At 67.1% G+C, this 11,688-nt stretch carries 12 protein-coding genes; 6 read left to right on the top strand and 6 right to left on the bottom strand.

Going from position 1 to position 11,688, the window contains the following annotated elements; genetic code table 11:
* Nucleotides 1-54 precede the first annotated feature (54 nt).
* The 3 genes from mreD to QFZ83_RS30190 form a co-directional block, all read right to left on the bottom strand.
* A complete protein-coding gene (mreD, locus tag QFZ83_RS30200) occupies nucleotides 55-576 on the bottom strand; it encodes a rod shape-determining protein MreD (protein ID WP_307512062.1) in 522 nt (173 codons plus the stop codon).
* Nucleotides 573-1,538, bottom strand: coding sequence for a rod shape-determining protein MreC (gene mreC, locus QFZ83_RS30195; RefSeq protein WP_307512061.1), 966 nt, complete (start codon nucleotides 1,536-1,538; stop codon nucleotides 573-575). The genes mreD and mreC overlap by 4 nt, the downstream gene beginning before the upstream one ends.
* An 86-nt stretch (nucleotides 1,539-1,624) precedes the next feature.
* Nucleotides 1,625-2,668: a rod shape-determining protein gene (locus QFZ83_RS30190; protein ID WP_013538761.1), complete on the bottom strand. Its 1,044-nt coding sequence runs from the start codon at nucleotides 2,666-2,668 to the stop codon at nucleotides 1,625-1,627.
* 212 nt (nucleotides 2,669-2,880) lie between these two features.
* Between QFZ83_RS30190 and gatC the strand changes: the two genes are divergently transcribed.
* The 3 genes from gatC to gatB are packed head-to-tail and all read left to right on the top strand — an operon-like array spanning nucleotide 2,881 to nucleotide 6,165.
* A complete protein-coding gene (gatC, locus tag QFZ83_RS30185) occupies nucleotides 2,881-3,180 on the top strand; it encodes an Asp-tRNA(Asn)/Glu-tRNA(Gln) amidotransferase subunit GatC (protein ID WP_013538760.1) in 300 nt (99 codons plus the stop codon).
* Nucleotides 3,180-4,673 (top strand): Asp-tRNA(Asn)/Glu-tRNA(Gln) amidotransferase subunit GatA, encoded by a 1,494-nt coding sequence (gene gatA / locus QFZ83_RS30180; RefSeq protein WP_307512060.1) that lies wholly within the window; start codon nucleotides 3,180-3,182, stop codon nucleotides 4,671-4,673. Before gatC ends, gatA begins: the two co-directional genes overlap by 1 nt.
* Before the next feature lies 1 nt (nucleotide 4,674).
* Nucleotides 4,675-6,165 carry an Asp-tRNA(Asn)/Glu-tRNA(Gln) amidotransferase subunit GatB gene (gene gatB / locus QFZ83_RS30175; protein WP_307512057.1) on the top strand — a complete coding sequence of 497 codons (1,491 nt, stop codon included), beginning with the start codon at nucleotides 4,675-4,677 and terminating at the stop codon, nucleotides 6,163-6,165.
* 42 nt (nucleotides 6,166-6,207) lie between these two features.
* Here the strand turns inward: gatB and QFZ83_RS30170 are convergent, their stop codons facing one another.
* Both QFZ83_RS30170 and pyrE read right to left on the bottom strand, forming a co-directional pair.
* Nucleotides 6,208-6,906 (bottom strand): DUF4124 domain-containing protein, encoded by a 699-nt coding sequence (locus QFZ83_RS30170; RefSeq protein WP_307512055.1) that lies wholly within the window; start codon nucleotides 6,904-6,906, stop codon nucleotides 6,208-6,210.
* A 13-nt stretch (nucleotides 6,907-6,919) separates the two neighbouring features.
* Nucleotides 6,920-7,603: an orotate phosphoribosyltransferase gene (gene pyrE, locus QFZ83_RS30165; protein WP_307512053.1), complete on the bottom strand. Its 684-nt coding sequence runs from the start codon at nucleotides 7,601-7,603 to the stop codon at nucleotides 6,920-6,922.
* Between the two features lie 11 nt (nucleotides 7,604-7,614).
* Here pyrE and QFZ83_RS30160 point away from each other — a divergent pair, with 11 nt between their 5' ends.
* Nucleotides 7,615-8,418, top strand: coding sequence for an exodeoxyribonuclease III (locus QFZ83_RS30160; protein WP_306880998.1), 804 nt, complete (start codon nucleotides 7,615-7,617; stop codon nucleotides 8,416-8,418).
* A gap of 9 nt (nucleotides 8,419-8,427) precedes the next feature.
* Here QFZ83_RS30160 and QFZ83_RS30155 read toward each other — a convergent pair whose 3' ends face one another.
* Complete coding sequence (locus QFZ83_RS30155) at nucleotides 8,428-9,339, bottom strand: LysR family transcriptional regulator (protein ID WP_306880997.1); 912 nt, start codon at nucleotides 9,337-9,339, stop codon at nucleotides 8,428-8,430.
* A gap of 97 nt (nucleotides 9,340-9,436) precedes the next feature.
* On the opposite strand from QFZ83_RS30155, the gene QFZ83_RS30150 reads away from it, so the two are divergent.
* A complete protein-coding gene (locus QFZ83_RS30150) occupies nucleotides 9,437-10,678 on the top strand; it encodes a flavin-dependent oxidoreductase (RefSeq protein ID WP_307512051.1) in 1,242 nt (413 codons plus the stop codon).
* Between the two features lie 43 nt (nucleotides 10,679-10,721).
* A complete protein-coding gene (locus tag QFZ83_RS30145) occupies nucleotides 10,722-11,684 on the top strand; it encodes a tripartite tricarboxylate transporter substrate binding protein (RefSeq protein WP_307512049.1) in 963 nt (320 codons plus the stop codon).
* The last annotated feature ends 4 nt before the right edge of the window (nucleotides 11,685-11,688 follow it).

The following is an 11,688-nucleotide window of genomic DNA, read 5'->3' as shown; positions in this document are numbered from 1 at the left end:
GGCGGTGGGAGCTTAGGCGCGCGCTGGGGCAATGGCAAATGCCGCGGGCAGGGCTTAGAGGGGGCGGTTCTCGTCCGGTTCCGGGGTGCGGCGTTGGGGGGCCAGCAACAGCGCGCTCGCCAGGGGCCACAACAGAGCCTCGACACCGGGCGAGATCAGCACCGACCACCCCGGGAACACGCCGCCGCCGATCATCCGCGTGATGACCTCGATGAGCTGCGACAGCGCAAAGAGCGGCAGCACCTGCAGCGCCTGCGACAGCACCGGATACCAGAGCAGCCGCCGGTGGATCATGATCGCGAAGAAGCCCAGCGTCGTGTAGGACAGCGCATGCTGGCCGAGCATGGAGGCCTGGTGCACGTCCATGCAGAGGCCGAACACGAAAGCCGCGCCGATGCCCACGCGCGAGGGCTGGTGGACGCCCCAGAACACGATGACCAGCGCCAGCAGGTCGGGCATCCAGGCGGCACGGCCGATGGGGATCATGTTGACCAGGAGCGCCACGATGAGGCTGGTCCACATGAAGAGCGGGCTGACGGGCAGCAGGAGCTGCTGCTGGCCGGGACGCTTGATCATCGGCCGCCTCCCCCTGCAGGTTTTTTCTCGTTCTTGCCGGCGCCGGGCTTGCCCTCGGCGCGCTTGCGCTGCGTGGTCGCGGGCGCGGCGGGTGGCGGCGCGGTCGGGGCACCGGTCGGCTCGAGCACCAGCACGTAGCGCGCGGCGGTCACGCTGGCGAGCGGCACGCAGTAGATGCGGGCAAAGGCCGAGTCGGCGCGGCGCTCGATGCGCTCGATCTTCGCGACCGGCAGACCGGATGGGTAGATGCCGTCGACGCCGCTGGTGGAGAGCAGGTCGCCCTCCTGCAGGTCGGCGTTGGCGGCCATGAAGCGCAGTTCCAGGCCGCCGCCGTGCGCCGAGGCGTCGCCGAAGGCCACACTGCGCACGCCCGTGCGGGTGTTCTGCACGGGAATCGCGAGGTCGCGGTCGATCACCAGCGTGACTTCGCTCGTGAGGGGCAGCACCTGCGTGACCTGGCCGAGCACGCCGTGCGCGTCGATCACCGGCGAGCCGGCGGCCACGCCGTGGGCGAGGCCCTGGTCGATGACGATCTTGCGGGTGTAGGGGTCGGCCGCGTCGTAGAGCACCTCGGCCGCGCGGCCCGGCGTGGTGGTGGTCTGGCGCAGCTCGAGCAGCTCGCGCAGGCGCGCGTTGTCCTGCGCCAGCGTGTCGGCCTGGCTCGCGCGCTGGGCCTGCATCATCAGCGCCTTGCGGGCATCGGCCTCGTTGCGCTGGGCGGTCTGCAGGTCTTCGAGGTAGCGCCCGCCGCCCATCATGAGCTGCACCGGCTTGAGCGCCACCCATTGCACCGGGTAGAGCACCGCGCCGAGCGTCGCGCGGATCGGCTGCACGATATGAAAGCGTGCATCGGCCACCATGAGGAACAGGGAGAGCGCGCCGAAGAAGATCAGCTTGCTGAGTGCCGACTGTCCCTGGTTGAACAGGGGTGGCGCTGTGCGATCGAGCGTGCCCAGAGGCATGAATTCAGACCCGGCGGTGGTGCGGAATCAAATAACAAAAAGCCGGCCTATGCAAGCAGAGGCCGGCCGATGATGGCTTTCGCCTTTTACTCGCTCGTGAAGATGCTGCCCAGACGGTCCATGCGCTCCAGGGCGATGCCGCAGCCGCGCACCACGCAGGTCAGCGGGTCTTCGGCCACGAGCACCGGCAGGCCCGTTTCCTCGGCCAGCAGGCGGTCGAGGTCGCGCAGCAGGGCGCCGCCGCCGGTGAGCATCATGCCGCGATCAGCGATGTCGGCGCCCAGTTCGGGCGGCGTCTGCTCCAGCGCGTTCTTCACGGCCGAGACGATGTTGTTGAGCGGATCGGTCAGGGCTTCCAGCACTTCGTTGCTGCTGATGGTGAAGCTGCGCGGCACGCCTTCGGAAAGGTTGCGGCCCTTGACTTCCATTTCCTTGACTTCGGAGCCCGGGAAGGCCGAGCCGATGGTCTTCTTGATGACTTCGGCCGTCGGCTCGCCGATCAGCATGCCGTAGTTGCGGCGGATGTAATTGATGATGGCTTCGTCGAAGCGGTCGCCGCCCACGCGGACCGAGCCCTTGTAGACCATGCCGCCCAGCGAGATCACGCCCACTTCGGTGGTGCCGCCGCCGATGTCCACCACCATCGAGCCCGAGGCTTCGCTGACGGGAAGGCCTGCGCCGATGGCCGCGGCCATGGGTTCTTCGATGAGGTAGACCGACGTGGCGCCTGCCGCTTCGGCCGCGTCCTTGATGGCGCGGCGCTCGACCTGGGTCGAGCCGCAGGGCACGCAGATGATGATGCGCGGGCTCGGCGTGAGCAGCGTGCGCGGGTGCACCATCTTGATGAACTGCTTGATCATCTGCTCGGTGATCACGAAGTCGGCGATCACGCCGTCCTTCATCGGGCGGATCGCCTCGATGTTGCCGGGCACCTTGCCCAGCATGGCCTTGGCTTCGCGGCCGACAGCCTGGATCACCTTCTTGCCGTGGGGGCCGCCTTCGTGGCGGATGGCGACGACCGAGGGCTCGTCCAGCACGATGCCCTTGTTGCGGGCGAATATCAGGGTGTTGGCGGTGCCGAGGTCGATCGCAAGGTCGGTGGAAAAGTACCGACGGAAAGCTCCAAACATGTGCGGAATCCTCTGAGCACGGCCTGCGCATCGGCAGGTCGTCGCTCTATTTTTGGGTCGTTTGACGGGGTGAATTGATCGTTTTTGGCGCAAAAGCCGGCGCGTTCGCGGGGGTTGCGGCAAAGGCGGGATAATACCCGAATCCCCTCTGATTCCCGTGTTAGCACCCCCTTAGGCGTGCGATTACCTTCGGTTTTTGACCGGTCCGACCCATGTCCCTTGACGCTTCAGATATCGCACGCATCGCCTCCCTGGCGCGGCTGCAGCTTGCCTCCGACGAAAGCGAGCGCATGCTCAGCCAGATCAACGGCTTTTTCGATTTAGTCGAACGTATGCGTTCGGTCGATACCGCCGGCATCGAGCCCCTGGCCCATCCGGTGGCCGCCATCGAAGACATCACCCTGCGCCTGCGCGACGACGTGGTGAGCGAACCCGACAACCGCGAAGCCAACCAGAAGAGCGCCCCCGCCGTCGAAGCCGGCCTTTTCCTCGTGCCCAAGGTGATCGAATAATGAGCGGCGAACAGCAACTGCACCAGATGGGCGTGGTCGCCCTGGCCAGGGCCCTGGCCGAGCGCAAGGTCTCGGCCGTCGAAGCCTCGCAGGCTTTTCTCGGCCGCATGAAGGCCCACGAATCGCTCGGCACCTTTGTCGACGTCAATGAGGAAGTCACGCTGGCCCAGGCCCGCAAGGCCGATGCGCTCCTCGCCGCTGGCAATGCTCCGGCGCTGGCCGGCGTGCCGATCGCGCACAAGGACATCTTCGTCACCACCGATTTCGCCACCACCGCCGGCTCGAGGATGCTCGCGGGCTACCGCTCGCCCTTCGACGCGACCGTGGTGCGCCGCCTGGCCGAAGCCGGCGCGGTCACGCTCGGCAAGCTGAGCTGCGACGAATTCGCGATGGGCTCGGCCAACGAAAACGTCGCCGTGCCCGCAGTGGGCCACGACAAGGCCGTGCCGGTGCAGAACCCGTGGAACCGCGACCGCATTCCGGGCGGCTCCTCGGGCGCCAGCGCGGCGGCCGTGGCGGCACGCCTTGCGCCCGCAGCCACCGGCACCGACACCGGCGGCTCGATCCGCCAGCCCGCATCGTTCTGCGGTGTGACCGGCATCAAGCCGACCTATGGCCGCGCCTCGCGCTACGGCATGGTGGCCTTCGCATCAAGTCTCGACCAGGCCGGCCCGATGGCCCGCTCGGCCGAAGACTGCGCGCTGTTGCTGTCGGCTTTCTGTGGCCCCGATCTCGACCGCGATTCGACCTCCATCGACAAGCCCGCCGAAGACTTCGGCCGCGCATTGAACGACTCGCTCGAGGGCCTTCGCATCGGCGTGCCGAAGGAGTTCTTCGGCGAAGGCGTGGCACCCGGCGTGCGCGCCGCCATCGACGCTGCGCTCGCGCAGTACGAGAAGCTCGGCGCCAAGCGCGTCGAGGTGTCGCTGCCACGCACCGAGCTGTCGATTCCCGTGTACTACATCCTGGCCGCGGCCGAAGCGTCGAGCAACCTGAGCCGCTTCGACGGAGTGAAGTTCGGCCATCGCGCGAAGCAGTACAAGGACCTGTCCGACATGTACGAGAAGACGCGCGCCGAAGGCTTCGGTGACGAAGTGAAGCGCCGCATCATGATCGGCACCTACGTGCTCTCGCACGGCTACTACGACGCGTACTACCTGCAGGCGCAGAAGGTGCGCCGCATGATCGCCGACGACTTCCAGCAGGCGTTGAAGCAATGCGACGTGATCGCCGGCCCCGCCGCGCCGACCACCGCGTGGAAGATCGGCGAGCACGGTGACGACCCCGTGGCCGACTACCTCGCCGACATCTTCACGCTGCCCGCCTCACTCGCTGGTCTGCCCGGCATGAGCGTGCCCGCGGGCTTCGACGGCGGCATGCCCGTGGGCCTGCAGCTGATCGGCAACTACTTCGGCGAAGCCAAGCTGCTGAACGCAGCGCACCGCTTCCAGCAAGCCACCGACTGGCACACGCGCACGCCGAAGGGCTTCTGAAATGAGCGAGACCGTGAACACCTTCGAAGCACAGCAACAAGGCCGCCCGACCGGCCCGCTCGTGCGCGGCTATGAAGTCATCATCGGCTTCGAGACGCACGCGCAACTCTCGACCGCGAGCAAGATCTTCAGCCGCGCCTCCACGGCCTTCGGTGCCGAGCCGAACACGCAGGCCTGCGCGGTGGACCTGGCGCTTCCCGGCACGCTGCCGGTGATGAACAAGGGCGCGGTCGAACGCGCCATCAAGCTGGGCCTTGCGCTCGGCTCGCATGTCGCGCCGCGCAGCGTGTTCGCGCGCAAGAACTACTTCTACCCCGACCTGCCCAAGGGCTACCAGATCAGCCAGTTCGAGATTCCGGTCGTGCAGGGCGGCTCGGTGTCTTTCTTCCTCGGCGAAGAGAAGAAGACCGTGCGCCTCGTGCGCGCCCACCTGGAAGAAGACGCGGGCAAGTCGCTGCACGAGGACTTCATCGGCCAGAGCGGCATCGACCTGAACCGCGCCGGCACGCCGCTGCTGGAAATCGTGACCGAGCCCGACATGCGCTCCACCGCCGAAGCCGTGGCTTATGCGAAGGAGCTGCACAAGATCGTGACGTGGATCGGCATCTGCGACGGCAACATGCAGGAAGGCAGCTTCCGCTGCGACGCCAACGTGTCGGTGCGCAAGCCCGGCGACAAGCTGGGCACGCGGCGCGAGATCAAGAACCTGAACAGCTTCAAGTTCATGCAGCAGGCGATCGACTACGAGATCCGCTGGCAGATCGAGGAGATCGAGGACGGCCGCAAGGTCGAGCAGGCCACGGTGCTGTTCAACCCCGACACCGGCGAGACGCGTGCGATGCGCGCCAAGGAAGATTCGGCCGACTACCGCTACTTCCCCGACCCCGACCTGCCGCCGCTGGTGATTGCGGCCGACTGGATCGAACGCGTGCGCGGCGAAATGCCCGAGCTGCCGCGTGCGATGGCCGAGCGCTATGTGCGCGACCATGGCCTGTCGGAATACGACGCGGCGCAGCTCACGCAGAGCCTTGCGCTCGCGCACTACTTCGACGAAGCGGTGAAGGCCGGCGCGACGCCGAAGCTCGCGAGCAACTGGATCACCGGCGAGATGGCGCGTCGCCTGAACGCAAAAGAGATCGGCATCGAAGCGGCACCGGTCAGCGCGCAGCAGCTCGGCCAGCTGGTCAAACGCATCGCCGACGGCGCGCTGCCGAACAATGCGGCGCGCCAGGTGTTCGACGCCCTCTGGACCGGCGAAGGCAGTGACGTGGACGCGATCATCGAAGCCAAGGACCTGAAGCCGATGGCCGACACCGGCGCACTCGACGCGATCCTCGATGAAGTCATCGCCAAGAACGCGAAGAACGTCGAGGAATACCGTGGCGGCAAGGAGAAGGCGCTGAACGGCCTCGTGGGTCAGGTGATGAAGGCCAGCGGCGGCAAAGCCAACCCGGCGCAGGTCACCGAGCTGCTGAAAGCCAAGCTGGGCTGAGATCGATCAACGAGTCCCGGGGCCATCGCGGCCCCGGCAGGTTCAGCGTGATGCCGCTGCTGCTGCGGCTGCGCTCGGAGCGGGTCCCCACAGCGGCTTCAACCGCGCGCGCTCTTCATCGAAGCGCGCATTCACCCGCTTCTTCTCTTCTTCCTGCTCGGCGATGAAGCGGTGCTGCACCGCCATGCTCTGCGTGTTGTCTTCGAGCTTACGGCGCATCGCGCCCGGCGCCTTGCTCGTGTCCTTCTTGTAGAACTCGAGCTCCTCGTCGATCTTCTTGCGGTCTTCGCCCAGTTCGGCAATGCGCTTCTGCGCCGCCTGGATCACCGCATCGACCTGCGACAGCGCCTCCTTGCGTTCGCGGTCGTGCGAGGCGGGGCTCGGGTAGCGCACCAGCAGCGCGCGCTCGCGGCGGCGCTCGTCGGTTGCCTTGGCGGCCTGCACCGCGGCTTCGCGGGCGCGGTCTTCACGCTCGGCCATTTCGCGCGCCGAGTATGTGGGTTCGATCTTGCGGCGCGTGAGGCCGCTCGGGCTCAGCTCGCGCTGCTCGCGGTCGTTGCAGGCAGGAATCGGACGGTCCGCCGTGAGCGTGCGGCCCTGCGCATCGGTGCAGGTGTAGATGCTGCCGGCGGGCACGTCCTTGCCCTGTGCACGCGCAACGCCGACGGAAGCAAAGGCCGCCAGGAAAAACGATGCCGCCGCCAGCAGGCGGTGGGGCTTGCCGTGATCGCGTGTGCGCATCGCTGTTGGTTCCTCAGTGGGCGCCGTAGCGCGTGCGGTAGGCCAGCACGCGCTCGCGGTGCGCGCCCAGGTCGGCGGCGGCATCGCCCGAGAGGTAGCTCAGCAGGTCGTCCAGCGTGGCGATGGCGATCACCGAAAGGCCGAGCTGGTTGCGCACGTACTGCACGGCGCTGTGGTCCACATCGACGCCGTTCTCGGTGGCTTTTTCCTGCCGGTCGAGCGCGATGGCCACGGCATGCGGCGTGGCGCCGGCGGCCTGGATCGCGGCGATCGATTCGCGCACCGCGGTGCCGGCGGACATCACGTCATCGACGATCAGCACGCGGCCCTGGAGCGGCGCGCCCACCAGGTTGCCGCCCTCGCCGTGCGCCTTGGCTTCCTTGCGGTTGTAGGCAAAGGGGTAGTTGCGGCAGCGCCGGGCCAGCTCGGCGGCCACTGTGGCGCCCAGCGGGATGCCCTTGTAGGCGGGGCCGAAGATCATGTCGAATTCGAGGCCGCTCTCGATCAGCCGGTCTGCATAGAATCCCGCGAGCCGTGCGATCTTGGCGCCGTCGTCGAAGAGCCCCGAATTGAAGAAGTAGGGGCTCATCCGGCCGGCCTTGGTCTTGAACTCGCCGAAGCGAAGCACGCCGGCATCGCGCGCGAACTGGACGAAGTCCTGCGCCACCGCGCTGCTTTTCTCACCATCTACAGCCATCGGGAATTCCTTTGTTCAAACTGACCAGTCTCAATCTCAATGGCCTGCGTTCGGCGGCCACCAAGGGCGTCGCCGATTGGGTGGCCGAACTTGCGCCGGATTGTATTTGCATGCAGGAGATCCGAGTCCAGGCGAGCGACATCGAAGGCCGCTTCGAGGAGATGGCAGGCCTCAAGGGCCACTTCCACTTCGCCGAGAAGAAAGGCTACGCCGGCACCGCGATCTACACCAAGCACGCACCGAGCCAGGTCATCGTGGGCTGGGGCGATGCCGAGTTCGACGCCGAAGGCCGCTACCTCGAACTGCGCTTCGATACGCCCAAGCGCAAGTTTTCGGTCATCAGCTGCTACTTCCCGAGCGGCAGTTCGGGCGAGGAGCGGCAACTGGCCAAGTTCCGTTTTCTCAAGGGCTTCTTCCCGCACCTGGTGGCGCTCAAGAAGGAGCGCGAGTTCGTGCTGTGCGGCGACATCAACATCGCGCACCAACAGATCGATTTGAAGAACTGGCGCAGCAACCAGAAGAACAGCGGCTTCCTGCCCGAGGAACGCGCCTGGATGACGAAGCTGCTGGACGCCGGCGCCGAAGGCGCGGGCCTGGTGGACGTCTACCGCATGCTCAAGCCCGAGACCACCGACGAGGCCTACACCTGGTGGAGCAACCGCGGCCAGGCCTATGCGAGCAACGTGGGGTGGCGGCTCGACTACCACCTGGCCACGCCGAAGACCGCGGCGCTCGCGCGCACCGAACAGATCTTCAAGACCATCAAGTTCAGCGACCACGCGCCGATCACGGTGGACTACGACTTCACGCTCTGAGCTGAGCGTTCAGCGCGAGAGCGCGGGCAGCGCCTTCTCCAGCGTCGCGACGAAGGCCTGCATCGCCTCGGTCTCGTGCGTGCCGCGCTTGGCGATGCGATAGAAGTCCAGCCCCACCTTCGGCTTGACCAGCACGTCGGTGCGCACCCGGTGGCGGCGGCAGGCCGCGAGCGCGAAGGTCGGCATCACCGCGGTGCCGAAGCCGGCCTCGACCATCGAGATCAGCGTGCCGAAGAAGTTGAAGGTGGGCCGCTGCGCATCGGCGCGGCCGATGGTGGCCATCAGGTGCTGGTCGATCACCTTCTGGATCGGGTTGCCAGATGGCAAGCCGATGAGTTCGGCGCTGCGCAGCACGGACCACGGCGCGGTGCCGATGGCCGGCGCTTCATCGTCTTCGTCTGCGGATGACGCCACGCGCATCAAGTGAAAGCGCCCGACCGGCGTGCGCTCCAGGCCCGCCGCCGCCTTGAAGAAGAAGCCGAGGCCCATGTCCGCATCGCCGGCTGTGACCATCGCTTCCACATCGCGCAGGTCGGCATCGAAGAGGCGCAGGCTCACCTGCGGATGCGCCTCGCGGAAGGTGTTGAAGACTTGCGGCAGCAGGTGCGAGGACACCAGCGGCGTCGCCGCGATGCGCAGGGTCTGCCGCGCCTCATCGCCCTCGGCGCCGAGCTGCGCGGCCACGTCGTCCAGGTCGGTGACGAGGCGCTCCACCACCGGCAGCAGCCGGCGGCCCGACGGCGTGAGCGTCACCACGCGCGTGGTGCGGTCGAAGAGCCGGCAGCCCAACTGCTTTTCCATCTCGCGGATGAGGATGCTCAGTCCGGCCTGCGTGATGTGCGCCTGCTCGGCCGCGCGCGTGAAGTTGCCTAGGCGCGCCACCTGCAGGAAGGCGCGCATCTGGCGGGTCGAGAGGTTCATAAGGATTCATGATAAATCCATAGCACATCTAAATTTCACAAATGGCTGACTTCCGTTCCCAATACGACCCGAGACAAACGGAAGACTTTCTAGAGCCATGAACGACAAGCAAGTGATCATCCTGGGCGCCGGCATCGGCGGCCTCACCCTCGCGCTGAGCCTGCACCAGGCCGGCATTGCATGCCGCGTGTACGAGGCCGTGCCCGAGCTCAAGCCGCTGGGCGTGGGCGTGAACCTGCTGCCCCACGCGGTGCGCGAGTTGACCGAGCTCGGCCTGCTGCCGCAACTGGACAAGGTGGGGGTGCGCACGAAAGAGTCGATCTTCTTCACCGAACACGGCCAGCTGATCTTCCAGGAGGCCGCGGGCGAACATGCGGGCTACGACTGGCCGCAGTTCTCGATCCATCGCGGTGACCTGCAGACGGTGCTGCTCGAAGAAACGCTCAAGCGCCTCGGCCCCGACAGCGTGGTCTGCAACCACCGCTGCACCGGCGTGACGCAGGATGCGGGCGGCGTCACCGTGCATTTCGCTGACGCACCTGCTGTACGCGGTGCCGTAGCCATCGGTTGCGACGGCATTCACTCGGCCTTGCGCAAGCAGCTCTATCCCAACGAAGGCGCGCCGCGCTATTCGGGCGTGAACATGTGGCGCGGCACCGCGCGATGGAAGCCTTTTCTCTCGGGCGCGAGCATGGTGCGCGCGGGGTGGCTCGCGGTCGGCAAGATGGTGATCTACCCGATCCGCAACGACATCGACGCCGAAGGCCACCAACTCGTGAACTGGGTCGCCGAGATCCATGCGCCGCAATCCGCCATGCGCGACTGGAGCCGCGCCGGCCGGCTCGAGGACTTTCTCCCGGCGTTCGCCGACTGGCACTTCGACTGGCTCGACGTGCCCGCGCTGATCCGCGCATCGGACACCATCCTGGAGTACCCGATGGTTGACCAGGACCCGCTGCCGCGCTGGACGCACGGCCGCCTCACGCTCCTGGGCGACGCCGCACACCCGATGGTGCCGCGCGGCTCCAACGGCGCGGGACAGGCGATCATCGATGCGCGTTTTCTTGCGGGCGCGCTCAAGGACCTGGGCGTCGGCACCGCGGCGCTGGAGGACTACGACCGCGCGCGCGTGAAGGCCACCACCAACGTGGTGTTGACCAACCGCAGCAACCCGCCCGACGCGATCCTGCGCGAAGTGTTCGAGCGCTCGGGCGGCAAGCGCTTCGGGCAGATCGAGGACGTGGTGAGCCACGCCGAGCTGCAGGCCATTTCGGACAACTACAAGCGCGTGGCCGGCTACGACCCGGTCGCGTTGAAGGCGCGCGCCTCCTACCTCTGAGCGCCTGCACTTCCCTCACAGAACAAGACGGAGACACGACACCATGCGATTCATTGCCAAGACCCTGACCACCCTGCTCGTTGCGGCAAGCGCCGCCGCGGCCCACGCCTGGCCCGACCAGCCGATCACACTCGTCGTGCCCTACACGCCGGGCACCGGCATCGACCTCGTCGCGCGCCAACTCTCCGCGCGCCTGCCCGCGCTGCTGGGCCAGCCGGTGATCGTGGAGAACCTCGCCGGCGCGAGCGGCAACATCGGCAGCGAAAAAGTCGCGCGCGCCAAGCCCGATGGCTACACGCTCCTGGTGCAGGTCAACACGCTGGTGATGAACCGCAGCCTCTACAAGTCGCTCGGCTACGACCCGGTGGCCGACTTCGCGCCGGTGTCGCTCACTTCGTGGGGCACGCTGCTGCTGGTGACCAACCCGAACGTGCAGAAGGCGACGTCGGTCGCGCAGATGGTGAGCGCGGCCAAGGCGGAGCCGGCCAAGCTGACGTACGCCACGCCGGGCGTGGGCACGCCGCATCACCTTTCGATGGCGCTCCTGATGCAGGGCACCGGCACCGACCTGCTGCACGTGCCGTACAAGGGTACGGCCGGCGCGGTAACCGACTTGCTCGGCGGGCGCATCGACTACATGTTCCTGCCGGTGCACGTGGCGCTGCAGCACATCCAGGCCGGCAAGCTCAAGGCCATTGCCACCGGCAGCAGCAAGCGGCTGCCGCAATTGCCCGACGTGCCCACGCTCGCCGAGGCCGGCGTGACCGCCGACAACGTGGACATGTGGTACGGCGTGCTCGCGCCCAAGGGCACGCCGCCCGATGTGGTGGCGCGGCTCAACAAGGAGATCGCGGCGGTGTTGAAGCAACCCGAGGTGGCGAAGTCGTTCGAGTCGCAGGGGATGGTGCCGGCGAGCTCGACGCCGGCGGAGTTCGGCGCGCTGGTGAAGAAGGATGCGGACCGGTGGGCGGGGGTGGTGAAGCGCGGGAACATCACCGCGGACTGAGTTC

The sequence above is a fragment of the Variovorax sp. W1I1 genome (assembly GCF_030815625.1).
Lineage (GTDB): Bacteria > Pseudomonadota > Gammaproteobacteria > Burkholderiales > Burkholderiaceae_C > Variovorax > Variovorax paradoxus_C.
The sequence above is the reverse complement of the archived record's forward strand: the minus strand, read 5'-3'. Positions and strand labels throughout refer to the sequence as shown.